Below are 25,840 nucleotides of genomic sequence, written 5' to 3'. Positions count from 1 at the left end.
GTTTCAAAAACCTGTTAGACCTAATCTAAAGAACATCAGCGTTTTATTTCAACCGTATTGTGGTATTATTGTTGTCATTTGAAAAATTAGATTAAATTTTCATCTTGAATTCGTGTTAATTCGTGAAATTCTTGTCAAATTTTGGTTAAACTGAATAGAGTTATAAAATTCAAAATTTATAGCACAATTTAAAAGGATTAGAGATAACTCCCTAATCACTCGCTATTTTAGTTATATTTGTTGACCTAAAAAGTATAGAAAGTGTCTCAAATTAATAAGCTTAAAATATTCAACGACCCAATTTACGGGTTTATTACCATTCCAAATCCTTTAATTTATGACTTAGTTCAACATCCTTATTTTCAGCGTTTACGACGAATTTCACAAATGGGATTGTCCTATTTAGTGTATCCCGGAGCGAATCACACCCGTTTTCATCATGCTTTAGGATGTATGCATTTGATGCAAAAAGCGGTCGAAGTATTGCGTTTTAAAGAAGTTTTTATAAGTCCCGAGGAAGAAAATGCTTTGTATATATCCATATTATTGCATGATATTGGACATGGACCCTTTTCGCACGCTATGGAAAGCAGTATTGTAGAAGATGTGCATCATGAAGAAATTTCTTTATTGTTCATGGAGCAGTTAAATGATGAATTCAATGGTCAATTGAGCCTTGCTATTCAGGTTTTTAAGGGGGATTATCATCGTAAATTCATGTTGCAACTCATTTCTAGCCAGCTCGATATGGACAGGATGGATTATTTAAAAAGAGATAGTTTTTATTCTGGTGTATCTGAGGGAAATGTCAATTCAGAACGATTGATACAGATGATGAATGTGGTTGATGATGTATTGGTTATTGAAGAAAAAGGAATCTACTCTGTCGAAAAATTCTTGATGTCCAGACGATTAATGTATTGGCAAGTGTATTTGCATAAAACAAGTTTGGTGGCGGAGTTAATTTTGACCAAAGTTTTAAAACGTGCCAAAGAATTGACCGAAAGAGGTCTTGTTTTGCCATGCAGTGAGCCTTTATTGTATTTTATGCAAAACAAAGTAAATCTAGAAACCTTTGATACAAAAACATTGGCATTGTTTGCTCAGTTGGATGATTTTGACATTATAAGTGCCTTAAAATCATGGCAAAATCAAGAAGATTTCATTCTTTCGTCTTTGAGTAAAATGATTATTAACAGAGATTTACTTAAAATCAAATTAACCAATGATAAAGTGTCAATGGAAGAATTGTTGATTCAGAAAGAACGTTTTTCAATTCAAAATAATATTTCTCTGACAGAATCTAATTATTTTATATTTAAAGGTAAAATAAAGAGCCAAGCCTATAGTAAAGTAGCTGAACCCATCCGAATTTTGAACAAAGACCTAACAATTGAAGATGTTGTTGAAGCCTCAGACCAGCTGAATTTGAAATCGTTATCTAAATTAGTAACCAAGTATTATATTTGTTTTCCAAAACAACTAGTATAAAAATAAGATTTAAAACCTATTTTTTATATTTTTGTCACTTCGAAACGAACCAAACTGTTTTTTATTGAATATTGATAGCGCTTTATAACAAGTACAATCGTATGCCTATGAAAGATACAATCCTATAAAATGAAATTTACAGCAGAACAAATAGCAGGAATATTAGAAGGAGAAATTGTTGGGGATCCCAATATTGAAGTTTCTCGATTGTCTAAAATAGAAGAAGGTTCTGAAGGATCACTTACTTTTTTATCAAATCCAAAATACGTCAATTATATTTATACCACAAAAGCTTCTGTAACAATTGTTAACGATACTTTTGTTCCAGAATCTCCAATAACTACAACCCTTATTAAAGTAGCAGATGCTTATAAAGCTTTTTCTAAATTATTGGAGTTTTACAATCAAGTCAAATTAAATAAAAGTGGTATTGAACAGCCTTCAACCATCTCTGAAAGTGCGAAATATGGCGAAAATCTATATTTAGGTAGTTTTAGTTATATAGGAGATAATGTAGTTTTGGGCGACAATGTAAAGATTTATCCCGGTAGTTTTATTGGTGATAACGTTACTATTGGAAATAATGTTATTATTTTTGCTGGCGCTAAAATTTATTCAGAAACCGTAATTGGTAATAATTGCACCATACATTCTGGAGCTATTATTGGTGCGGATGGTTTTGGTTATGCCCCAAATGAAGATGGAACGTATAACAAGATTCCTCAAATTGGTAATGTAATTATAGAAGATAATGTAGATATTGGTGCGAACTCAACAATTGACAGAGCAACATTAGGATCTACTGTAATTAGACAAGGTGTTAAAATCGACAACCAAATTCAGATCGCACATAATGTAGAAATTGGAAAAAATACCGTTATTGCAGCTCAAACCGGAATTGCAGGATCTACCAAAGTAGGCGAAAACTGTATGATTGGAGGTCAAGTTGGTATTGTTGGACATTTAACAATTGGTAATAATGTTCGTATTCAAGCGCAATCTGGAGTAGGGAGAAATATAAAAGACAACGAAATTTTACAAGGAAGTCCTACATTTGGATATTCTGATTACAGTAAATCGTATGTTCATTTTAAGAATTTGCCAAAATTAGTCAAAGAAATAGAAGAATTAAAAAAACAAATATTAAACCAAAAAAATGGAAACAATGGTTAAACAGAAGACCATCAAAACAGAAATTTCACTAACTGGAGTTGGATTACATACAGGAAAAGAAGTTAAAATGACTTTTAAACCTGCTCCAGTCAATAATGGATTTACGTTTGTTCGTGTCGATCTAGAAGGTCAACCTGTTATTGAAGCAGATGCAAATTATGTTGTAAATACGCAAAGAGGTACCAATTTAGAAAAATTAGGGGTAAAAATACAAACTCCAGAGCATGTTTTGGCTGCTTTAATGGGGAGTGATATTGATAATATCATCATTGAATTAGATGCTTCTGAACTACCTATCATGGATGGTTCTTCAAAATATTTTATAGAAGCAATTGAACAAGCGGGCATTATAGACCAAGAATTAAACAGAAATGTATATGTTGTAAAAGAAGTAATTTCTTTTACCGATGAAGCTACAGGGAGTGAAATCATGGTTATGCCAAGTGATCACTACAGTGTAACAGCTATGGTAGATTTTGGGACTAAAATTTTAGGAACCCAAAATGCAACTATGAAGACTATTTCTGAATTTAAAACAGAAATTTCAAATGCAAGAACCTTTAGTTTTTTGCATGAATTGGAATCTCTTTTAGAAAATGGTTTAATAAAAGGTGGTGATTTAAATAATGCCATTGTATATGTAGACAAAGACATCTCAGAGTCTACAATGGAAAATTTAAAGAAAGCGTTCGGTAAAGACGAGATAACCGTTAAACCAAATGGGATTTTAGATAATCTTACTTTGCATTATCCAAATGAAGCTGCAAGACATAAATTGCTTGATGTAATTGGAGATTTAGCCTTGATTGGAACAAAAATTCAAGGAAAAATTATTGCTAATAAACCAGGACATTTTGTAAATACTCAATTTGCAAAAAAAATGGCTAAAATCATAAAAAATGAACAAAGAAATTATGTTCCTACTTATGATTTAAACTTAGAGCCTTTGATGGATATCCATAAAATCATGGCGGTACTACCTCACAGACCTCCATTTTTATTGATTGACCGAATCATAGAAATGTCTGACAGCCATGTTGTGGGAATGAAAAATGTAACTATGAATGAGAATTTCTTTGTAGGACATTTTCCAAACGCTCCAGTTATGCCAGGTGTATTAATCGTTGAAGCAATGGCACAAACAGGAGGGATTCTTGTTTTAAGTACTGTGCCGGATCCAGAAAATTATTTGACATTTTTCATGAAAATTGATAATGTAAAATTCAAACAAAAAGTGTTACCAGGTGATACTTTAATTTTTAAATGTGATTTAATTACTCCTATAAGAAGAGGAATTTGTCACATGCAAGCCAATGCTTACGCAAATGGACGATTAGTAGCTCAAGCCGAATTAATGGCACAAATTGCAAGAAAACAATAGATTTAGATTAAATAGCCTTAAAAAGTTTTAATAGCTTTTATTCTAAACAATATTAATAATAAAAAAAAGCAGATGAATCAACCGTTAGCATACGTTCATCCAGGTGCGAAAATCGCCAAAAATGTTGTAATCGAACCTTTTACAACCATTCATAACAATGTAGTTATTGGAGATGGAACTTGGATAGGCTCTAATGTGACAATAATGGAGGGAGCCCGAATTGGTAAAAATTGCAATATTTTTCCAGGAGCGGTAATCGCTGCAGTACCTCAAGATTTAAAATTCGGTGGGGAAGATTCTCTAGCAATTATTGGAGATAATTGTACTATTAGAGAATGTGTTACGATTAATAGAGGTACTATTGCCTCTGGCCAAACCGTAATTGGGGATAACTGCTTAATTATGGCAACTGCCCATGTCGCTCACGATTGTCATGTTGGTAACAATGCTATTATTGTTAATGGTGTTCTTTTAGGAGGACATGTAACGATTGGTAATTACGCCGTTATTGGCGGTCTGTCAGCTGTACATCAGTTTATCAGTGTTGGTGATCATGCCATGGTATCTGGAGGTTCTTTACTAAGAAAAGATGTTCCGCCATTTACTAAAGCGGCAAAAGAACCTTTATCTTATGTTGGAATTAATTCAGTAGGATTGAGAAGACGTGGTTTTACATCCGAAAAAATCAAAGAAATTCAAGAAATTTACAGAATTTTATATCAAAAGAATTATAATGTAACCCAAGCATTGGACATAATCGAAGGAGAAATGGAAGCTACACCTGAGCGAGATGAAATCATTGATTTTATCCGTAATTCATCCAGAGGGGTAATGAAGGGGTACTCAGGGAACTATTAATTTTAGTCCCGTCCCGATAATTATCGGGAGCTATCGGGATTGATTTCTGATTTTAGATTTCAAGTTCGAAGCATACACAATTAAAACAATACATTATACAATAAATAAATCAATGATGATTGATTCTTTTTTTTAGAATCTAAAATCTAAATTCTTAAATCTAAAATAATTTACAATGGCATCTACATCAGATATTAAAAACGGATTGTGCATCAAATACAATAATGATATTTATAAAATCATTGAATTTTTACATGTGAAACCAGGTAAAGGACCTGCATTTGTAAGAACCAAATTAAGAAGTTTGAGTAACGGTAAAGTATTAGATAATACATTTTCTGCGGGTCATAAAATTGAAGAAGTAAGAGTTGAAAACCATAAATTTCAATATTTATATCCAGAAGGTGATTTGTTTCATTTTATGAATGTTGAAACTTTCGAACAAATTTCATTAAACAAGAACATTCTTGACTCTCCAGATTTATTAAAAGAAGGAGAAAATGTAATGGTAAGTATCAATACAGAGACAGATTTACCTCTTTCTGTAGACATGCCTGCATCTGTGATACTTGAAGTTACTTATGCTGAACCGGGTATAAAAGGAAACACAGCAACTAATGCTACAAAATCGGCTACAGTTGAAACTGGAGCTAGCGTAAATGTACCTTTGTTTATCAATGAAGGGGACAAAATAAAAATTGATACAGCATCAGGTTCTTATATGGAACGTGTTAAAGCATAGTTTTTTATAGTTTTTAGTTTTCAGTCGAAGTGAACAATTTATGTTACTAATGACTGAAAACTGTCCCGATAGCTATCGGGAGAAAACTGAATACTTTTTTATATGAAATTTCCAAAGGTTTATTCTTTACAAGACATTGCTAACTTACTTCAATGTGAATTTGTTGGTGATGCTTCTTTTCCTGTTTGCGGTATGAATGAAATTCATGTTGTAGAATCGGGTGACATCGTATTTGTCGATCATCCAAAATATTATGATAAAGCTTTAGATTCTGCAGCTACAATTGTATTAATAAATAAAAAAGTAGATTGTCCGGAGGGAAAAGCATTGTTGATTTCTGATGATCCATTTAGAGATTTCAATACATTAACGCGTCATTTTAAACCTTTTCAGTATGCTAATGTTGCTATTTCGGCTTCCGCCAAAGTAGGAGCAGGAACTATAATTCAACCTAATACTTTTGTAGGAAATAACGTGGTGATTGGAGAAAATTGTTTAATCCATTCCAATGTGTCTATTTACGATCATACCGTAATTGGAAACAATGTAATCATTCATGCCGGTACCATTCTTGGGGCGGATGCCTTTTATTATAAAAAACGAGCTGAAGGATACGATCAATTGTTATCCGGAGGTCGAGTTGTCATCAAAGATAATGTGGGAATTGGGGCACTTTGTACCATTGACAAAGGGGTGACAGGAGATACCACCATTGGAGAAGGAACAAAAATTGACAATCAAGTACACGTAGGACACGACACTGTTATTGGAAAAAAATGCTTAATTGCATCGCAAACGGGTATAGCTGGTTGTGTTATTATTGAAGACGAAGTTACTATTTGGGGACAAGTAGGAACAACAAGCGGTATTACAATTGGGGCTAAAGCTGTAATTTTGGGTCAAACCGGAGTTACTAAGTCGGTCGAAGGAGGGAAAAGTTATTTTGGAACTCCAATAGAAGAATCAAGAGAGAAATTGAAGCAACTGGCCAATATTAAAAAGATTCCTGAAATTTTAAAAAATTTGAAATAATATGTCTGCTAAAGAAATTGTCAAAAACTTTTATAAATCGGATGCCTTTATTAATCCTGAGATAATGAAAGAGTATCTACATCCCGATTTTTCCTTAGAATGGAACAGTAGCAAAGGATTTATACAAATGGATTATGATGCTTTAATGAAATTGACAAACGAAATTAGTAGAGCATATGTTCGTACTAAGGTAAGAATAAGCCATATAATCGAAGAGGGTAATTTAGTTTCGGTACGTTTTTCACATTTTGTAAAAACAATTGAAAACCCCAGAGAAGAAATGTTATTGGCTCATATTATGATTCTTTGGGAATTAAAAGACAATAAATTATACAAAGGATATCAAATGAGTCAGATTTCGTAATTTATTTTTATTAAAAAAGTAAAGAATAATTACAAAAACCTTACTTTTGCAACACAATTTTAAAAACTACATAAAAAATATATCATGAGTGTTTTAGTTAATAAAGATTCCAAAATAATAGTTCAAGGATTTACAGGTAGCGAAGGAACTTTCCACGCTTCACAAATGATTGAATACGGTACAAACGTTGTTGGAGGAGTTACTCCAGGAAAAGGGGGAACAACTCATTTGGACCTTCCTGTTTTTAATACAGTAAAGGATGCTGTTGACCAAGCTGGCGCTGATACAACTATTATTTTTGTACCACCTGCTTTTGCTGCTGATGCCATTATGGAAGCTGCTGATGCTGGTATAAAAGTAATTATTGCTATTACAGAAGGAATTCCTGTTGCTGATATGATTAAAGCAAACAGTTATGTAAAAGAAAGAAACGCAAGATTAATTGGTCCAAACTGCCCAGGTGTTATTACTCCGGGTGAAGCTAAAGTTGGAATTATGCCAGGTTTTGTTTTCAAAAAAGGAACTGTTGGTATTGTTTCAAAATCGGGAACTTTAACATACGAAGCTGCTGATCAAGTTGTAAAACAAGGATTGGGTATCACTACTGCTATCGGTATTGGTGGAGATCCAATTATTGGAACAACTACAAAAGAAGCAGTTGAATTATTGATGAACGATCCAGAAACAGAATGTATCGTTATGATTGGTGAAATTGGTGGTCAATTAGAAGCTGATGCTGCTAAATGGATTAAAGCTGATGGTAACCGTAAACCAGTTGTTGGATTTATCGCAGGAGTAACTGCTCCAGCAGGTCGTACAATGGGTCATGCAGGTGCTATCGTTGGTGGTTCTGATGATACAGCTGAAGCTAAAAAGCAAATTATGAGAGAATGTGGTATTCACGTAGTAGATTCTCCAGCTGAAATTGGTAAAAAAGTAAAAGAAGTATTGGGTTAATTCCCAATAGGTTAAAATAAAATTCCAAAATGCCTCACGATTTTGTGAGGCATTTTTTTAATTATATAAAATATGTACAAAGAGTTAGAAAAGTTTACAGTAAAAGGACATTTTACGTTTACACAGGATGATAGTTTAGAAGAAGTATGTAATGCATCAGAATCTGGGAGTGGTATATTCCTTGTTTATGCTGCAGGTGAAGATTCTAAAGAATTAATAATGGTTGCTTCTACAGGAACTGTTCAAAACGATGGAACTTTAAAAAGTAAAAACGGAGGTTTAAAAGACAAAATTGTAAACGGTCATCAGTTTGCAAAAACAGGAAGGAAATATTCTTGGCCAGCACAAATGAAAATCGAAAACATTGACAGACTTGAAGTGCTTTGGTTCGAAACTTTCAATGCAAATGAAAAATGGATCCCAACAAGTGTGGAAGGTCAAGTTTTACAAAATTTCTTAGACGAAAATGGTAAATTACCAAGATGGAATGTTGCATTTTAATTTTGTAATACTATCAAATTAATTTTCATTAATTATTTTTTGTATATTTGAATACAAAACTATATTAAAATGAGTGCAATTTCAAGCATAGAATTGTACACTATTCTAAAAGGAAAGCTTGGCGAAAACGAAACCAAAGCTCTTATTGAATACATCGAGTCTAAAGTTGATAAAACTTTCGATAAAGAGAAATCTATATTAGCAACCAAAGTAGATTTATCAGAGATGAAAGCTGAAATTATCAAATGGATGTTTATTTTTTGGATTGGTCAGATTGCTGTTCTATTAGCTTTAGTTTACTTTAAAGGATAGTTTTATTACAGATTTATATAAAAAAGAGAAAGCCTTATTCTAGGTTTTCTCTTTTTTAGTTTTAATGCGTTTATTTTTCTTTAAAATCTATAGACAAAGAATTAACGCAATACCGTTGCCCCGTTTTAGTTGGGCCATCTTCAAAAACATGACCTAAGTGTCCGCCACAATTAGCGCAAATTATTTCGGTTCGTTTCATTCCATGTGTATCATCAACAATATATTCTACTTTTCCGGGAATGGATTCATCAAATGAAGGCCACCCACAGTGCGCATCAAATTTAGAATTACTTTCAAATAGGGGAGTTCCGCATCCACCACAACAATACGTACCATTTTCGTAATGTAAATTATACTTTCCTGTATGTGGATATTCAGTTCCTTTTTCGCGAAGTATTTTAAATCGTTCAGAACCCAATATTTCTTCCCATTCTTTTTCGGATTTTACAAAAGGATAATTCATAATTGTTATTTTTATAACTATTCAGCCCTTAGTAATTAGTGAAGAGTGATTAGCTCTTGTGCACACTAAAAAAAGGAGTATCTATAATTAAAAGCTATTTGGTTTATTTTATTTACACAAATTTCGTTTGTATTTAAACAGAATCTACGATTTTTAGCTAATCACTAAAGGCTATTCACTCCCGATAGCTATCGGGACTGAATAGTTACTTATTTTTTAATAAAATTAATGATTTTTTCAATTACCTGATGATCTGCAAGTATCTTTCTATGCCCTAATTCTTTTGTGATCATTAATTCCGCATTTTTTAGATGTTTGTGAATGTGAATTCCTGCTTTTACAGGAACTTCGGGATCATTTTCATCGTGTATTACCAAAGTGGGAATCTCCGTATTTGAGGCTGCTCTGTAAGCACTGTAATCATCCATACTACCCCCATATTTATTTTCAATATACAAACATAATTGAGTGCTGATTTCTGGTTTTAACTCTAATTTTTTGATAAAATCATCAATTATGTCTTGCACAATATCTCCGCTTCCAATAAGGACTGCTCTCTTAACAAAAAAGCCTTTTTTTATGGCATTTAGCACAGACATACCACCTAATGAATGTCCAATTGCAATCTCAAACGGACCATATAATTTGTCAATTTCGAGTATTGAATCAATAAAATCAACCATAATTGATGAGTTTCCGGGGGATTTTCCATGTGCTGGGGCATCAAAACTAACGGTTGAATAGCCCGATTTTAATAGCTCATCGGCTATTTTACATAGTTGTGTGCCTCTTCCGGACCAGCCATGAACCAGTAAAACTTTTTTTTCGCTTACGCCGTATTGGTAAACCACTATTTTTTTATTTATGGAGGGAACGGTAAGTAGCGTTTGAATACTTTTTTGATCCAGCTCCATTTCGCGTTTTGGAGTCTTATGCCGTATTGGAGTCGTAAATAATTTGAATGTAAAAGCTGTAACTAGTTTTGTTGATAAAAAAGCGATAACCTTACTGAAAAGTACTATAAATCTAGGAATTTCTAAAGGTTTTGTTTGTTTTGAGGGTTTTATTGCCATATTGGTAATTATTGAAAATAAAGAGTTTATCTTACTTTTATTTGTTAAATTTAAAACATAAAAGTAATGTAAATTTAAAGTTTATTTAATTTTATATTGTTGTGTTTATTCAATTAAAATTTAACTTTTACATAAAAAAATCAAATTATTTTGGTAAAAATGCATAAAACATCATAAATGGAAATATTTCACATTGGAGCAGAATGTTACCCTGCCGCAAAAGTGGGAGGTTTAGCCGATGTGGTTGGAGCCTTACCAAAATATCAAAATACTGCAGAAACCCAAGTTCGAGTTGTTATTCCTTGTTATGATAACTCGTTTAGAAAGGAAAATAATTTTGAATGTGTGCATTGGAGCACTTTACAATTGGGGAAATTTAACTTTCCATTTAGTGTGCTTAAAGAGTCTACAAATAAATTGGGATTTGAATTGTATTTAGTTGAAATCCCAGAACTATTCGACAGACCTAATATATATAGTTATGAAGACGATATTGAGCGTTTTTTGTCTTTTCAAATTGCAACTCTGGATTGGATTATCGGTAGAGGAACGGTTCCCGATGTGATCCATTGTCACGATCATCATACTGGTTTGATTCCTTTTATGATGACTTATGCTTTTAAATATGAGAAATTAAGAAATACATCAACCGTGATTACCATTCATAATGGGTTGTATCAAGGACAATTTGGATTTGACAAATTACATTATTTACCACAATTTGATTTGGTACATGTAAACGTATTAGAATGGGGAAACTGCATTAATTCATTGGCAGCAGGGATAAAATGTGCAGATGCCATTACAACCGTTTCGCCTAGTTATCTGAATGAAATAAACTATTCGGCAAATGGACTTGAATCTTTATTTCGAATGGTTCGTCACAAGTCTAAGGGGATTCTTAACGGAATTGACAATCAAGTTTGGGATCCTGAAAAAGATCCAATGTTAGATCTAAATTATGCTATAGCAACCCAAGAAAAAGGAAAACAAGAAAATAAAGAGGAATTATGTACTCTTTTTAATTTAGATCCCACCAAGCCCCTTTTTAGTTTTATTGGTCGATTATACGATGAAAAAGGAGCCGATTTATTGCCCCAAGCGTCAAAATTGGCTTTGTCTGAAAATAATGAAGCTATAAATATTCTTGTTTTGGGTTCTGGAAACTCAGAAATTGAAAATCAACTTACTGAATTATCCCTCGATTATAAAGGATCTTTCAATGTCTTTATCGGTTATGATGAAGCTTTAGCACATAAAATATATGCCGGATCTGATTTCCTATTAATGCCATCTAGAGTAGAACCTTGTGGTTTGAATCAAATGTATTCCATGCGATACGGTACAATACCCATAGTGAGAAGAACTGGCGGGTTAAAAGATACTGTTGTCGATTTTGGAGATGACGGCAACGGAATATGTCACGATCAAGCTTCTGTCGAAGATATTTGTGACGCTATCAAAAGAGCCATAAAGTTATATGGAGATCAATCAAGCATTAATAAAATTAGAATAAAAGGAATGAGTACTGATCATTCTTGGGAGCGTGTTTGTCAAGAATATATCGAATTATATAATTTAATTATTACTAAACGAAATGAAAACTAAAAGAAAAAATGTTATTGCTATTATTTTAGGTGGTGGGCAAGGTTCTAGATTATTTCCATTAACAGCTAGTAGGTCTAAACCGGCTGTGCCAATAGCGGGAAAATACAGATTGGTTGATATTCCAATTTCAAATTGTATGAATTCCGATATTTATAGGATGTTTGTATTGACACAATTTAATTCGGCTTCATTAAATGCCCATATAAAAAACACCTACAACTTTAGTATTTTTAGTCAGTCATTCGTTGATATTTTGGCCGCCGAACAAACTCCCGATAATCCCACTTGGTTTCAAGGTACTGCTGATGCTGTAAGGCAATGTATGCCTCACTTTTTAAACCACGAATTTGATTATGCTTTGATTCTTTCTGGAGATCAGTTGTATCAAATGGATTTTAATGATATGCTTGATGATCATATCGAAGCCGATGCTGATCTTTCTATTGCTACTTTACCCGTAAACGATAAAGATGCCCCTGAATTTGGAATTTTAAAAACCAATTCAGAAAATTTCATTGAATCTTTTATCGAAAAACCAGCAAAAGAATTATTACCCGATTGGAAATCGGAGGTTAGTGACGAAATGAAGAGCCAAGGCAAAGACTACTTGGCTTCAATGGGAATCTATATTTTCAACAGAAAATTATTGATCGATTTAATGTCGAATCCAGACACAAAAGATTTTGGTAAAGAAATCATTCCGCAAGCGGTTGAGAATAAGAAAGTGTTGAGTTATCAATACGAAGGATATTGGACAGATATTGGTAATATCGAATCGTTTTTTGAGGCTAACATTGGTTTAACCGATGATATACCACAATTTAATTTATTTGATAATGATAATAAAATCTACACAAGACCCCGTTTATTATCGCCATCCAAGTTTCATAAAATAATGGTAGAACGATCATTGATTTCTGAAGGTTGCATTATTCATTCTAAAGAAATCACTAAATCGGTTATTGGCAACAGAACCCGAATAGGCGAGGACACCGTTATTCAGCATTCCTATGTTATGGGTAATGATTTATACCAACATATTGATGATATGAATGAAGATATAAAAAACAATATCCCATTGATTGGTATAGGTAAAAGATGCTTTATTCATAATGCGATTGTAGATAAAGATTGCAGGATTGGAAATGATGTTTATATCAAAGGCGGTAAGCATTTGGCCGATACTACGAATGAATTGTATTGCATCAAGGAAGGGATTATAGTTATTCGAAAAGGAGCCATTATTCCTGATGGTTTTGTCATTAAATAATAAATTAATGGCAACTATTCAACCTAACAAAAAAGGGACACGTCCCGATGGTTATCGGGATTCACGAATTAACACGAATTGTGGATTAAAATCGATCCTAATTTCACGAAAAACACACAATACAATTTGTGTAAATTTGTGTAATTTGTGTCTGTTTTTCTTTAAATTCAATGTTAATTTAATGCAGGATGAATAGTTACAAATAATCTTGTTTTCTTGAGTTTTTTCAATGTCATTAAAATAAGAGAAATCCAGAGGATTTAAATGTTTATAGAACCAAAAAGTATAAAATGCAGAATCAAACCCGTATAATAATAGAAAATGTTTCGCCACAATTAGATTGTGGTAGTTTTGCCATAAAAAGAATTGTTGGACAGAAAGTAGTGGTTAGTGCTGCCGTATTTTCAGATGGACATGATGTTTTAGAATGTTGTGTTAAATTCAAACATGAAGCCGAAGATAAATGGCAAGAAGTTCGAATGACTCCCACTCATAATGACGAATGGATAGCTGAATTCAAAGTTGAAAAACAAGGATTCTATACCTATTGCATTGAAGGTTGGGTAGATTATGCATTAAACTGGCAGCATGGTACCGAACGAAAAATTAATGATAATCAGCATGTCAAGTCTGAGCTGTTAGAAGGTGTCGAGTATGTTCGTGCTATTCTAGATGTTGTCGATGCTTCCGAAAACGAATACCTGAATCGATTAAACCATTATTTTACAACAGAATCCGAATATGAAAATGCGATACGAGAAACTAAGTCTCATGAATTAATCCGAATATTCAAAAAATATCCCGTTCGATTATTAGAAAACAAATCAAATGAACTGAAAGTTTATGTAGATCGAAAAAAAGCTTTATTCAGCACTTGGTATGAGTTTTTTCCACGTTCTGCGTCGGCTGAAGAAGGTAAACATGGAACTTTTAAAGATTGTGAAAGACTATTGCCACGTGTTGCCGCAATGGGATTTGACACTTTATATTTTCCGCCAATTCATCCAATTGGGGAAGTAAACAGAAAAGGAAAAAACAATGCTACCCATGCGGTATCTGGAGATGTGGGTTCGCCTTGGGGAATTGGCTCTCATCATGGTGGACACAAATCGACTCATCCCGAATTAGGTTCGATAGCCGATTTTAAACAATTAGTGCAAAAAGCTCAAGATTTAGGTATTGAAGTTGCTATGGATTATGCGCTTCAAGCGGCTCCTGATCATCCCTATGTGAAAGATTTTCCGCAATGGTTTAAATGGAGACCAGACGGAACGGTGCAATACGCCGAAAATCCCCCTAAAAAATACCAAGATATTCAACCTATTTATTTTGAAAGTACCGACTGGAAAAATCTTTGGAAAGAATTATTGGATGTCGCTTTATTTTGGATTGAAGAGTGTAATATAAAAATCTACAGAGTTGACAACCCACACACTAAACCCTTTTATTTTTGGGGTTGGTTGATTGCTGAAATCAAGAAAAAACATCCTGACGTTTTGTTTTTGGCAGAAGCTTTCACACGCCCTAAAATTATGAACGAATTGGCGAAGCAAGGTTTTAGCCAATCGTACACCTATTTTACATGGAGAAATTCTAAAAAAGAATTAACCGAATACGTTGAGGAGTTAACCCAAACGGAACAAAAAGAATTTTACAGACCTAATTTTTGGCCCAACACCCCAGACATCAACCCTTATGCATTGCAAAGTGGCAATGAATCGGTGCATTTGCATAAATATTTCCTTGCTGCAACATTAAGTTCGAGTGTTGGAATTTATGGCCCTGTTTTCGAATATATGGTTTGCATCCCAATGTCACATGGAAAAGAAGAATACTTAGATTCTGAAAAATACCAGTATTACAAATGGGATTGGGATAAACAAAACAAACTTACCTCCATAATAAGTCGTGTCAATGCGATTAGAAAAGAGGAGGCGTCTTTACAACAAACTAATAATATTGTTTTTTGTGAGACAAATAATGACCAAGTGATCGCTTACTACAAATTTGATGACGACAAACAAAACGAAATCTTGATGGTAGTAAGCTTAGATGCTTTTCATACCGCTAAAGCCATGGTAAAACTGCCTGTAAAAGAAATAGGAAGTCAAGCCATTCATGTTGCTGATTTGATTACCGGAAACACTTATTTATGGGATAAAGAGTGGAATTATGTAGAACTTTCTCCTGAATTGCCTTTTCATTTATTTAAAATACAGAAATAATGGCGGATAAAACAAATTAAATACTTTTTTAGCAGAGCAAATGCATTAATTTTTTTAACACGAATTAGTACGAATTTGGATGCTATATTATTTACTTCGTCTGTTCGCTTCGCTCGGGTCACGAATCTGCCAAGGGTAGATAAAATTAGTGCTAATTCGTGTTAACTTTTTTTTATCCGTTTGCCCTACTATTCCACAAGAAAAAATAAAACAAAAAAATGAACAAAGTACAAACCTATTCGCTTTTTACAGATTTTGATATTGATTTATTCAAAGCAGGGAAACATTTTAGACTTTACGAAAAATTAGGTGCTCATATAATTGATGTCGATGGAGTAAAAGGAGTTTATTTTGCTGTTTGGGCGCCATCTGCAAAAACGGTTTCTGTAATTGGCGACTTTAATTACTGGACACAAGGAGAAGACGACTTGCAAGTACGCTGGGATTCATCCGGTATTTGGGAAGGTTTTATTCCCGGAATAGAGAAAGGATCTATCTATAAATATAGAATACAATCCAATAATGGAGATTTAATTACTGAAAAAGCAGATCCCTTTGCTTTTTATTGTGAGCAACCGCCACACACAGCCTCCGTAATTTGGGATCTTGATTATAAGTGGAAAGATACCAACTGGATGAAAACCCGCAAAGAGCATAATGACTTAGATAAACCCTATTCGGTTTATGAAGTACATTTGGGTTCATGGAAACGACACGGAGAAGAAAATCGGTTTTTGACCTATTTAGAATTTGCCGAGGATCTTGTAAAATACGTAAAAGAAACTGGATTTACCCACGTAGAGTTCATGCCAGTTATGGAATATCCGTATGATCCATCATGGGGTTATCAATTAATTGGATACTTTGCGCCAACTTCCCGTTTTGGGGAACCACAGGATTTTATGGTTCTTGTAGATAAATTACACCAAGCGGGTATTGGCGTTATTCTAGATTGGGTACCATCCCATTTTCCAGACGACGCACATGGTTTAGGATTTTTTGACGGTTCTAATCTATTCGAACATCCGGATCGTAGAAAAGGATATCACCCCGATTGGAAAAGTTTAGTCTTTAATTATGGACGAAATGAAGTACGTTCGTTTTTAATCAGTAACGCACTGTTTTGGCTGCAACACTATCATGTAGACGGACTTAGGGTAGACGCAGTTGCCTCTATGTTGTATTTAGATTATTCCCGAGAAGAAGGGGAGTGGGAACCTAATATTTACGGAGGTAGAGAAAACCTAGATACCATAAGTTTTTTAAAAGATTTTAATGAAGCCGTTTACTCGAATTATGAAGGTGTACAGACCATTGCCGAAGAAAGCACCTCTTTTCCTATGGTTTCCAGACCAACATTTAATGGTGGATTGGGGTTTGGAATGAAATGGATGATGGGCTGGATGCATGATACCTTAGAATATTTCCAAAAAGAAACGGTTTATAGAAAATACCATCAAAATGATTTGACTTTTTCTATGACCTATACCTATACCGAAAATTTTATGTTACCGCTTTCACATGACGAAGTGGTGTACGGAAAAAAATCCATAGCCGGAAGAATGCCCGGAGACGAATGGCAAAAATTTGCCAATTTAAGGTTGCTCTATGGCTATATGTTTACGCATCCTGGAACCAAATTATTGTTTATGGGATCTGAATTTGGACAAAGCAGCGAATGGAATTTTGAGAGCAGTTTGGATTGGCATTTATTACAATATCCTTTTCATAATGGTGTCAAATTATTGATTACTAAATTGAATGAATTATACAAAACACAGCCTGCTTTGCATGAAAAACAATTCAGTCCAGAAGGTTTTGAATGGATTAATTATTCAGATCATGAGAATGCCGTTATGTCTTTTATCCGAAAAGGAAATGATCCCAAGGATGATTTAATAGTGGTGCTTAATTTTACCCAAGTTGTCCGAGAAAATTACCGAATTGGTGTGCCCAAGAAAGGAAAACTTACAGAAGTGTTTAATAGCGATGCCCTTGAGTTTGGAGGAAGTGGGGTTCAAAACACCAATAAACTTTTAATAGAAACTTCTCCTTATGACGGGAAAGAATATTCAACATCCTTACTAATTCCGCCACTTAGCGTAAGGGTATTTAAGATTTCGTGATATTGTATTCAGCCACAGTGTTCAGTCGTAGTTCTCACGAGACTAAGACTGAAAACTGAGACTGAGACTGAAAACTTCTGTAATAGTTGCAAAATTAATGTCAATCGGATAAAACATATTTTTAAAATGGATATATTCGCATCAAAAAAAACAAAAGCATGGAGCAATTACAAAAAGGGAGTAAAAAATTATTGAATGCTTGGGCTTTTTATGATTGGGCAAATTCAGTTTATCCATTAGTTATTTCTTCGGCTATATTTCCAATTTTTTACGAAGCTTTATTTTCTGACAGAGACCATTATATTTCTGTTTTTGGTATAAGCTTTAAAAACTCGGCATTAATTAGTTTTGTTACTGCAGCGGCATTTTTAGTAGTAGCAGTGATTTCGCCATTCTTATCTGGTATTGCCGATTATGTGGGTAATAAAAAATCATTCATGAAGTTTTTTTGTTATTTAGGAGCTTTATCATGTGTAGGGTTATATTGGTTTAGTTTAGAAAATATTTACATCGGATTGCTCTTTTATTTTTTAGGTTTAATCGGTTTTTGGGCAAGTTTGGTGTTTTATAATTCCTATTTACCAGATATTGCTTTTGCGGAACAACAAGACGATGTAAGTGCCAAAGGATATTCTTTTGGTTATGCAGGAAGTGTTATTTTATTGATTATTAATCTGGCTATGGTAATGATGCCAGACCTTTTTGGGATATCAGGAACCAAAGGAGAAGCCGCCATGAAAGCAATGCGCTATTCTTTCGTTATGGTTGGAATTTGGTGGATTGTTTTCAGTCAATACACTTATTATTTTTTACCGAAAGGGAATAAAAATGCAGACCAAAAAGTGACACACCACGTTATTTTTAATGGTTTTAGAGAATTAAAAAAAGTATGGGGTTTGCTTGGAGAGAATATTATCTTGAAGAAATACCTGCTTAGTTTTTTTGTTTACAGTATGGCTGTACAAACGGTAATGCTTGTTGCCACCTATTTTGGAACGCAAGAAATTGCTTGGGAATCTAAAAGCCAAAGTACAATGGGGCTGATCATTTGCATATTGTTAATCCAGTTGGTAGCAATTCTTGGTGCTGTTCTAACCTCCAAAGCTTCCGATAAATTTGGAAATATCCCTACGCTAATAGTAATTAATTGTTTTTGGGTTATTTTATGTATTGCAGCTTATTTTATTGTTTTGCCTATACAGTTTTATATTATGGCGGGCTTTGCGGGACTAGTAATGGGAGGAATTCAGGCGTTGTCTCGTTCTACTTATTCTAAATTATTGCCGGAAACCGAAGACACCGCTTCATTTTTCAGTTTTTATGATGTTGCCGAAAAAGTGGGTATTGTTATTGGGATGTGCGTCTACGGAATTATAGACCAAATTACAGGAAGTCCAAGATTTGCAACTGTATTTTTGGGAGTCTTTTTTATTATTGGTATTGTTTTGTTGAAAAGAGTGCCAAAAAAAGAGGCTTTAAAATAAAGCCTCTCAATAGTCTATAAAATTTAATTTCTGATTATATTTTTGAAATTTCACCAGAGCCATTGACTTTGGTGTCTTTCGTTTTAGGATTGCCTTTATAAGCAATATCTCCAGATCCAGAAACTCTGGCATATAAACTTTCGCTACAATTTACTTTCATACCTCCCGAACCAGAAACTGTTAAATTTGAATTTTTAGTTACTAGATTTACCGCATCAACATCACCTGAGCCCGATATTTTAGAAGTAAAACTATCCGAATTTCCAGTTAAAACAACATCTCCGGAACCACTTAGATTAGTTTCAAAAGTAGTAGTTTTAACATCTAAAGTTAAATCACCAGAACCTGATAATTTTGCTTTAAAACTTGAACCAACAATAGTACTTTTTGACTTAAGATCTCCTGAGCCCGAAAGAGAAACAAAACTAATTTGTTCGAATGGTACTGTCAGAACGATTCCTTTGTTGGTGCTGATACTTATATTTTTCTCAGTGTGAATTTTCAATACATTTCCTTCCACTTCCACTTTAACATAAGGCAGTAAATTTTCTTCCCCTTGAATGGTTATTGCACCTTCTTTTCCTGAAACTAAAACTACATCGAAAAAACCAGATACATTTATTTCGTCATACCCTGCAGTAGTCCGCTTCTCGGTAATTGTTTTTCCGTTTCCTTTTACTCTTTTATTTGACCATTGTGCATTGGCGATTGTTGTAAAAAACATAGCACTTAAAACGACTAATTGAATTGGTTTTTTCATTTTTGATTGTTTAAAAATTAAGATTGATAATTGAAACTGTATTTGAACTTATTATTAAATTTGTCATTGCCATTGAAATTGCCATTGAATTACCCATTGATTATGGATTTTTGAACAATTTTACATTACCATAATCGGAAATGATTGTAATCTTGTTTACTCCTTTTTTCTTGTAAAAACCGCTCACTTTTTTAGTGTAATTAGTTTCTTCTTTTGAACTTACATCCAATTCGTTGCCATATTTAAAGTCGGCATACTTTACAGATACATCGAAATCGAAAACATAATTGGGTTGAAAGCCTATATCAACACCAGTATATCCCGCCACGATGGTAACATTATTGGCTTTGGCCTGAATAGCCTCAATAGAAACGTTGCTGTATTTGGTGTATAATTTTAATTGATTTGATAGAGAGCCAATATCAATAGACAAATAATTTCCATTTGCGTCTAATGAATTTACTTTTTGAATTTTTACGCTTCCATATTTGCTATTATACTTCACATCATTACCTTCAATAATCTCAATTTCAGAATAATCCGAAAGCAAGTCGAGTTTGGATACTGCATCGATTTTTAATTCCGAATATTTAGAGGTTACCCCTGCATTTTTTAAGTATTCAATAGTTGAATTAGAGCAATACCCAATCTGAATTGTATTGCTGCTCCCGTTTAACTTCCCTAAATTAATTGCCCCATATTTACAGTTAATATCAGTCGTAGAAAAGAGATCGGAAGTACTGATATTCCCGTATTTGTTGTTTAGTTTTACGGTTCCGTTTCTAGGGATTTTAATGGTGTAATTGATTTCAAAGTTGTTATTTCTTCCATTACCTTTGGTATTGGTGTTTACAAAAACGGTTTTTGCTGTAACCATACTTTTTAAAGCAATAAAATCAACATCGATTCCAGCTAATTTTTGATTGACCCATTTTTCGCTATCACCACTAACCTTAATAAGAACATCAATTTCTATTTTATCTTCGTCCCAAGTGGTAACAAAAATAGTTCCATAAGAATTGTCTATGTTGATGCCGGCATCACTATTTACAATATAGGCTTTCTTGATGTTTCGTTGTTTTGAATAGGTAAAATCATCATTAGAAAACCCTAAAAAGGGAATTAAAACTAGGAGCAGGAGTAATCTATATTGTTTTTTCATCGTCTAATTTTTTTAGTTTTTCGGAATCTTCAAGGTGTTGCAAAACATTTTGAAGAAAAGAAATTCGGGTTTGAAGATTACTAATCATGGCGTAAATAATTTGTTTGCTTTCTCCATTGATTTCTAATTCATGTTTAATTTTTTCATAATCACTATCCAATGCTTTCATTTGTTTGAGGGCATCGCTAATGATTTTTTTATTTTCTGGTGATTCTTTAGCTTTAATTTGGTCTAACTGATGTTCAATCAAAACGGTAAAAATCGAATCGGTTTGCTTGGTTTCTTTAGAAGCAAATTTGAGATCCTGTGGTTTTTCATTGTTGGTGTAAAATAATGAAATCCCTAACATAACCACTATTGATGCCGCTATGGCGTAAATAAAACCGAAATTCTTTTTTTGTTTTTTTAGAGCTAATTTTTCCGAAAATCGTTCTAGATGATGGCTGTTAATTTCTTGAACATCCCATTGGTTTTCTAAATGCTCAAATAATTGATCTAATTTTTCATTTTCATTTTTCATTTTCATATTGTGGTATTTACTGTTTTTAATCGATCCTATCAAATAGATGATTAATTCTAATTTTATAAGTATCATCGAACTTCGTTTCACATTTCATCATTGATTGTTATCAATTTTTAAGCATGTCATTTCGTTCGTATTTAATTTTTTTCTTAGACTTTCTTTAGCTCTGCTCAAAGTTGTTCTACAATTGGCATAACTAATTTTAAGAATTTCGCTTATTTCTTCCTGATCGTAACCTTCAATATAAAATAAGGTCAAAACCATCGAATAATTGTATTTTAAGGACTGAATGGTTTCCAAAACTTGCTTGACTTTTAAATCGTTAAAATCAAAGTTTTCTGTCGAATCACTTTCGTCTCCTTCTATTTTATAAAGGCTTTTTTCGAAATCCTCCTGTTGAAATTGATTGTTTTTTTTATAAAAATCAATGCTGTAATTCACGATAATCCTTTTCAACCAAGCACCAAAGGCAACTTCTTGCTTGAAGTCATTTATTTTGGTAAATGCTTTCAAAAAGCCTTCTTGCATCACGTCTTCGGCAAAATGCTCGTCTTTCACAATTCGATAGGCCACATTATACATCGCCTTGCAATAGCGATTATAAATCTCAAATTGTGCTTTCTGATTATTCTCTTTGCAAAGCGAAATTAATTCTTCGATATTTTGATGGATCAGATTCAATTAAATAGTAATGATTTGTAGTAAAGACATGAAAGTTTTTGGTTTGTTACAGTTTGTTATTTTTTTTTAACGATAATAAAAAAACATGTATTGTTTATATTTTAAAAACCTTAATTATAATGTTATTTTTTAGTAATAAAAATAATGTTATTTTTGACCTATAAAAATATAAAATAATTTATGAAAAATTTTACAACTTCGTTTTTATTACCGCTTTTAATAGCGTTCTCTTTTACTGCATGCAGTAGTGATTCTTCTAATGAGGAATCGGCTGCCCAAAATTCGACTGGTGATTATTGGCCAACAACAGTAGATAATAATTGGATTTTTACTCAAGATGGGGAAGAAACCACTATGAAAATAATAGGTATTGATGAAATGGATGGAGCTAAGTATTATAAATTTAATCAAATGGCTGGGGCTACAACTTCACTTGATGCACAAACATCCGTTTGGATTAAGAAAAATAAAGGTGATTATTTTATTAAAATGGGAGAGATTAATATTGATTTTGGAAGTTTTACGGGTAAGATCACAGGATATGAATTTATTATCTTAAAAGATTATTTGGAGGTCAATCAAACCTGGAGTGGCAAATACACTCATACGACAAGTTATAATGTTCCCGATTTCCCAACTGTTGTCACAACTGTAACTTATACAGGAAAAATTTTAGAAAAAGGATCTGCTTTAGCAATAAAAGGTACGACTTTTAAAGATGTGATTAAATTTAGTTTTACACAAAGCGCTTCTATTAGCGGACAGGCTAATTCTGAAACTATAACAAATTATTGGATTGCTAAAAATGTAGGTGTAATAAAGATGGAAACTAATGGATCTGTCAGTGAACTTAAATCATATCTAATAAAATAACATTTTAAAATTTAAATTGAAAACCCAAAATTATTTTTGGGTTTTTTTATGCTTTTAAATTATAGTCATTTCTTTTATTTTTTATAATTAACAGAATTATTAAAATCTTGCTTATCGATTAATACTTTTTGGCACAATGATTGCCTTATTTTAGTCTTAAATATAATACTGTATTTAAACACCAATATTATCTTAAAATATTGTTGTGATGCCTTATATTTGCGTTCCGAATTAAAAAATTAATGACAAAAAGACTTAAATTATACTATGTCAAATCATAAAATCCTTACTATTGACAATCTGTCACTTCAAGAATTTGATTCTGAAGCCGAATTAATTCCACTATTAACTCCAGAAGATGAGGAGGAAATGAATAATGAAGAATTACCGGATTCTTTGCCTATTTTACCTTTACGAAATACTGTTTTGTTCCCTGGTGTGGTTATTCCTATTTCGGCAGGGAGAGATAAATCGATAAAACTGATTAATGATGCCAATGCTGCTGGAAAAGTAATTGGAGTAGTTTCTCAAATCAATGAAGAAGATGAAGATCCTACAAAAGACGATATTCATAAAATAGGAACTGTAGCCCGAATTCTTAGGGTTTTAAAAATGCCTGACGGGAATGTTACAGTAATCCTACAAGGAAAAAAACGTTTTGAAATAACTGAAGTTGTTTCGGAAGAGCCCTATCTAACGGCTAATATTAAAGACGTTCCCGAAAAAAGACCCGCAAAAAAAGATTCTGAATTTAATGCTATACTTGATTCGATCAAAGAATTGGCCATTCAGATTATAAATGAAAGCCCTAATATTCCATCGGAGGCTACATTTGCAATAAAAAACATTGAAAGCCCTTCGTTTTTAATCAGTTTTGTTTCTTCTAACATGAATTTATCGGTTAAAGAGAAACAAGATTTATTATCGATTAATGGTTTGAAAGAGCGTGCTTTAGAAGCGCTGCGATTTATGAATATAGAGTTGCAAAAACTCGAATTGAAAAATGATATTCAATCTAAAGTTCGTTTTGACTTAGATCAGCAACAAAGAGAATATTTCTTGCACCAGCAAATGAAAACCATTCAGGAAGAATTGGGAGGCGTTTCGCAGGAGGAAGAAATGGACGAAATGAGCCAGAAAGCCAAAACCAAAAAGTGGGACGAAACGACCAAAAAACATTTTGAAAAGGAATTGTCCAAAATGCGTCGCATGAATCCACAAGCACCAGATTTTGGTATTCAAAGAAATTATTTAGAATTGTTTTTAGAGTTGCCGTGGAGCGAATATTCTAAAGATAATTTCGATTTAAAAAATGCTCAAAAAATATTGGATAAAGATCATTTCGGATTAGAAGATGTCAAAAAGAGAATGATAGAACATCTTGCTGTCCTTAAACTTAGAAATGACATGAAGTCTCCAATTATTTGTTTGACAGGACCTCCTGGAGTTGGTAAAACTTCAATTGGTAAGTCGGTTGCAAAAGCGTTGGGTAGAGAATATGTTCGCATTTCATTGGGCGGATTGCGTGATGAAGCGGAGATTCGTGGTCATAGAAAAACCTATATCGGTGCCATGCCTGGTAGAATTATTCAAAGTTTAAAGAAAGCGGGAACATCAAATCCTGTATTTGTTTTAGACGAAATCGATAAATTATCTTCTAGCCATAGCGGCGACCCTTCTTCGGCATTATTGGAAGTTTTAGATCCAGAGCAAAACAATTCTTTTTATGATAATTTCCTCGAAATGGGGTATGATTTATCTAAAGTGATGTTTATCGCCACGTCTAATAATATGGCTGCTATTCAGCCCGCATTAATAGATCGTATGGAAGTTATAAAAATGTCGGGCTATACTATTGAAGAAAAAGTAGAAATTGCCCGTAAACATTTATTTGCTAAACAACTTGAAGCTCACGGTTTGAAACCCAAAGATTTGAGTATTGGCAAAAAACAATTGGAAAAAATTGTGGAAGGCTATACCCGTGAATCAGGGGTTCGTGGTTTAGAAAACAAGATTGCACAAATCATTCGAAATGCAGCAAAATCGGTTGCCATGGAAGAGGAGTACAATAAAAAAGTAACTGACGAAGATATTATAAAAGTACTTGGTGTACCTCGATTAGAGAGAGATAAATACGAAAACAATGATGTGGCTGGTGTCGTTACAGGATTGGCTTGGACAAGCGTAGGAGGAGATATTCTTTTTATAGAATCATTGATTTCTCCGGGTAAAGGAATGATGACTATTACAGGGAATTTAGGAACTGTAATGAAAGAGTCGGCAACTATTGCTTTAGAGTACATCAAAGCGAATGCCGAATTAATGGGATTAAACCCAGAAATACTTACTAAATACAACATTCATCTACACGTTCCCGAAGGAGCCACTCCTAAAGATGGACCTAGTGCAGGAATCGCGATGTTGACTTCCTTAGTTTCTTTATTTACTCAAAAACGAGTAAAGAAAAACTTGGCAATGACAGGAGAAATTACTTTGCGTGGAAAAGTATTGCCAGTAGGAGGGATAAAAGAAAAAATATTGGCTGCCAAAAGAGCCAATATCAAAGAAATCATCTTGTGTCATGAAAACAAAAGTGATATTGATGAGATCAAACCCGAATATTTAGAGGGGCTTACGTTTCATTATGTAAAAGAAATGAGCGAAGTTTTGGAGCTGGCCATAACCAAAGAGAAGGTTAAAAACGCTAAAGAACTGAAATAAAAATAATCAGAACTCAAATCCCGAAACGGATTATTTTGGATGATTTATAAAATTCCAAAT

23 protein-coding genes are annotated in these 25,840 nt (G+C 33.3%); 17 read left to right on the top strand and 6 right to left on the bottom strand.

What is annotated here, in order from left to right; translation table 11 throughout:
• Nucleotides 1-261: 261 nt before the first annotated feature.
• From FNW52_RS10080 to FNW52_RS10035, 10 genes are all read left to right on the top strand, one after another.
• Nucleotides 262-1,491: an HD domain-containing protein gene (locus FNW52_RS10080; protein ID WP_143377340.1), complete on the top strand. Its 1,230-nt coding sequence runs from the start codon at nucleotides 262-264 to the stop codon at nucleotides 1,489-1,491.
• Nucleotides 1,492-1,620: 129 nt separating this feature from the next.
• Nucleotides 1,621-2,664 carry a UDP-3-O-(3-hydroxymyristoyl)glucosamine N-acyltransferase gene (gene lpxD, locus FNW52_RS10075; protein WP_143377339.1) on the top strand — a complete coding sequence of 348 codons (1,044 nt, stop codon included), beginning with the start codon at nucleotides 1,621-1,623 and terminating at the stop codon, nucleotides 2,662-2,664.
• Nucleotides 2,657-4,045: a bifunctional UDP-3-O-[3-hydroxymyristoyl] N-acetylglucosamine deacetylase/3-hydroxyacyl-ACP dehydratase gene (locus tag FNW52_RS10070; protein ID WP_143377338.1), complete on the top strand. Its 1,389-nt coding sequence runs from the start codon at nucleotides 2,657-2,659 to the stop codon at nucleotides 4,043-4,045. The genes lpxD and FNW52_RS10070 overlap by 8 nt, the downstream gene beginning before the upstream one ends.
• Nucleotides 4,046-4,117: 72 nt before the next feature.
• Nucleotides 4,118-4,903: an acyl-ACP--UDP-N-acetylglucosamine O-acyltransferase gene (gene lpxA / locus FNW52_RS10065; RefSeq protein WP_143377337.1), complete on the top strand. Its 786-nt coding sequence runs from the start codon at nucleotides 4,118-4,120 to the stop codon at nucleotides 4,901-4,903.
• 175 nt (nucleotides 4,904-5,078) lie between these two features.
• Complete coding sequence (efp, locus tag FNW52_RS10060; RefSeq protein ID WP_143377336.1) at nucleotides 5,079-5,645, top strand: elongation factor P; 567 nt, start codon at nucleotides 5,079-5,081, stop codon at nucleotides 5,643-5,645.
• A 102-nt stretch (nucleotides 5,646-5,747) separates the two neighbouring features.
• On the top strand, nucleotides 5,748-6,677 hold the full coding sequence (locus FNW52_RS10055) for a UDP-3-O-(3-hydroxymyristoyl)glucosamine N-acyltransferase (RefSeq protein ID WP_143377335.1): 930 nt from the start codon (nucleotides 5,748-5,750) through the stop codon (nucleotides 6,675-6,677).
• 1 nt (nucleotide 6,678) lies between these two features.
• On the top strand, nucleotides 6,679-7,041 hold the full coding sequence (locus tag FNW52_RS10050; RefSeq protein WP_143377334.1) for a nuclear transport factor 2 family protein: 363 nt from the start codon (nucleotides 6,679-6,681) through the stop codon (nucleotides 7,039-7,041).
• Nucleotides 7,042-7,125: 84 nt separating this feature from the next.
• The gene (gene sucD, locus FNW52_RS10045; protein WP_143377333.1) at nucleotides 7,126-7,998 is read left to right on the top strand and encodes a succinate--CoA ligase subunit alpha; all 873 of its coding nucleotides are present in this window, start codon (nucleotides 7,126-7,128) and stop codon (nucleotides 7,996-7,998) included.
• Nucleotides 7,999-8,070: 72 nt separating this feature from the next.
• Complete coding sequence (locus FNW52_RS10040) at nucleotides 8,071-8,499, top strand: hypothetical protein (RefSeq protein ID WP_143377332.1); 429 nt, start codon at nucleotides 8,071-8,073, stop codon at nucleotides 8,497-8,499.
• A 69-nt stretch (nucleotides 8,500-8,568) separates the two neighbouring features.
• A complete protein-coding gene (locus FNW52_RS10035) occupies nucleotides 8,569-8,811 on the top strand; it encodes a hypothetical protein (RefSeq protein WP_143377331.1) in 243 nt (80 codons plus the stop codon).
• A 70-nt stretch (nucleotides 8,812-8,881) separates the two neighbouring features.
• Here FNW52_RS10035 and msrB read toward each other — a convergent pair whose 3' ends face one another.
• Together msrB and FNW52_RS10025 are read right to left on the bottom strand one after the other, a co-directional pair.
• Nucleotides 8,882-9,274, bottom strand: coding sequence for a peptide-methionine (R)-S-oxide reductase MsrB (gene msrB / locus FNW52_RS10030; RefSeq protein ID WP_143377330.1), 393 nt, complete (start codon nucleotides 9,272-9,274; stop codon nucleotides 8,882-8,884).
• A gap of 209 nt (nucleotides 9,275-9,483) precedes the next feature.
• Nucleotides 9,484-10,347, bottom strand: a complete 864-nt coding sequence (locus FNW52_RS10025) for an alpha/beta hydrolase (RefSeq protein WP_143377329.1) — start codon at nucleotides 10,345-10,347, stop codon at nucleotides 9,484-9,486.
• 177 nt (nucleotides 10,348-10,524) lie between these two features.
• Between FNW52_RS10025 and FNW52_RS10020 the strand changes: the two genes are divergently transcribed.
• From FNW52_RS10020 to FNW52_RS10000, 5 genes are all read left to right on the top strand, one after another.
• Nucleotides 10,525-11,955 (top strand): glycogen synthase, encoded by a 1,431-nt coding sequence (locus FNW52_RS10020; RefSeq protein ID WP_143377328.1) that lies wholly within the window; start codon nucleotides 10,525-10,527, stop codon nucleotides 11,953-11,955.
• Entirely contained in the window at nucleotides 11,945-13,225 is a 1,281-nt protein-coding gene (locus FNW52_RS10015) for a glucose-1-phosphate adenylyltransferase (RefSeq protein ID WP_143377327.1), read from the top strand. Before FNW52_RS10020 ends, FNW52_RS10015 begins: the two co-directional genes overlap by 11 nt.
• A 290-nt stretch (nucleotides 13,226-13,515) precedes the next feature.
• On the top strand, nucleotides 13,516-15,450 hold the full coding sequence (locus tag FNW52_RS10010; RefSeq protein WP_143377326.1) for an alpha-1,4-glucan--maltose-1-phosphate maltosyltransferase: 1,935 nt from the start codon (nucleotides 13,516-13,518) through the stop codon (nucleotides 15,448-15,450).
• 218 nt (nucleotides 15,451-15,668) lie between these two features.
• Nucleotides 15,669-17,576 (top strand): 1,4-alpha-glucan branching protein GlgB, encoded by a 1,908-nt coding sequence (glgB, locus tag FNW52_RS10005; RefSeq protein WP_143377325.1) that lies wholly within the window; start codon nucleotides 15,669-15,671, stop codon nucleotides 17,574-17,576.
• Nucleotides 17,577-17,734: 158 nt separating this feature from the next.
• On the top strand, nucleotides 17,735-19,060 hold the full coding sequence (locus tag FNW52_RS10000; protein ID WP_143377324.1) for an MFS transporter: 1,326 nt from the start codon (nucleotides 17,735-17,737) through the stop codon (nucleotides 19,058-19,060).
• Nucleotides 19,061-19,094: 34 nt separating this feature from the next.
• On the opposite strand, the gene FNW52_RS09995 is transcribed toward FNW52_RS10000, so the two are convergent.
• The 4 genes from FNW52_RS09995 to FNW52_RS09980 form a co-directional block, all read right to left on the bottom strand.
• Nucleotides 19,095-19,820 (bottom strand): head GIN domain-containing protein, encoded by a 726-nt coding sequence (locus FNW52_RS09995; RefSeq protein ID WP_143377323.1) that lies wholly within the window; start codon nucleotides 19,818-19,820, stop codon nucleotides 19,095-19,097.
• 100 nt (nucleotides 19,821-19,920) lie between these two features.
• Complete coding sequence (locus FNW52_RS09990; protein WP_143377322.1) at nucleotides 19,921-20,982, bottom strand: DUF4097 domain-containing protein; 1,062 nt, start codon at nucleotides 20,980-20,982, stop codon at nucleotides 19,921-19,923.
• Nucleotides 20,966-21,577: an anti-sigma factor gene (locus tag FNW52_RS09985; protein ID WP_255515555.1), complete on the bottom strand. Its 612-nt coding sequence runs from the start codon at nucleotides 21,575-21,577 to the stop codon at nucleotides 20,966-20,968. The genes FNW52_RS09990 and FNW52_RS09985 overlap by 17 nt, the downstream gene beginning before the upstream one ends.
• Before the next feature lie 21 nt (nucleotides 21,578-21,598).
• Complete coding sequence (locus FNW52_RS09980) at nucleotides 21,599-22,186, bottom strand: RNA polymerase sigma factor (RefSeq protein WP_143377321.1); 588 nt, start codon at nucleotides 22,184-22,186, stop codon at nucleotides 21,599-21,601.
• A 180-nt stretch (nucleotides 22,187-22,366) separates the two neighbouring features.
• Between FNW52_RS09980 and FNW52_RS09975 the strand changes: the two genes are divergently transcribed.
• Nucleotides 22,367-23,059 carry a hypothetical protein gene (locus FNW52_RS09975; protein ID WP_143377320.1) on the top strand — a complete coding sequence of 231 codons (693 nt, stop codon included), beginning with the start codon at nucleotides 22,367-22,369 and terminating at the stop codon, nucleotides 23,057-23,059.
• 267 nt (nucleotides 23,060-23,326) lie between these two features.
• Entirely contained in the window at nucleotides 23,327-25,780 is a 2,454-nt protein-coding gene (gene lon, locus FNW52_RS09970) for an endopeptidase La (protein WP_143377319.1), read from the top strand.
• Nucleotides 25,781-25,840 lie beyond the last annotated feature (60 nt).

The sequence above is a fragment of the Flavobacterium sp. ZT3R18 genome, from assembly GCF_007097385.1.
GTDB lineage: Bacteria > Bacteroidota > Bacteroidia > Flavobacteriales > Flavobacteriaceae > Flavobacterium.
The sequence above is the reverse complement of the archived record's forward strand: the minus strand, read 5'-3'. Positions and strand labels throughout refer to the sequence as shown.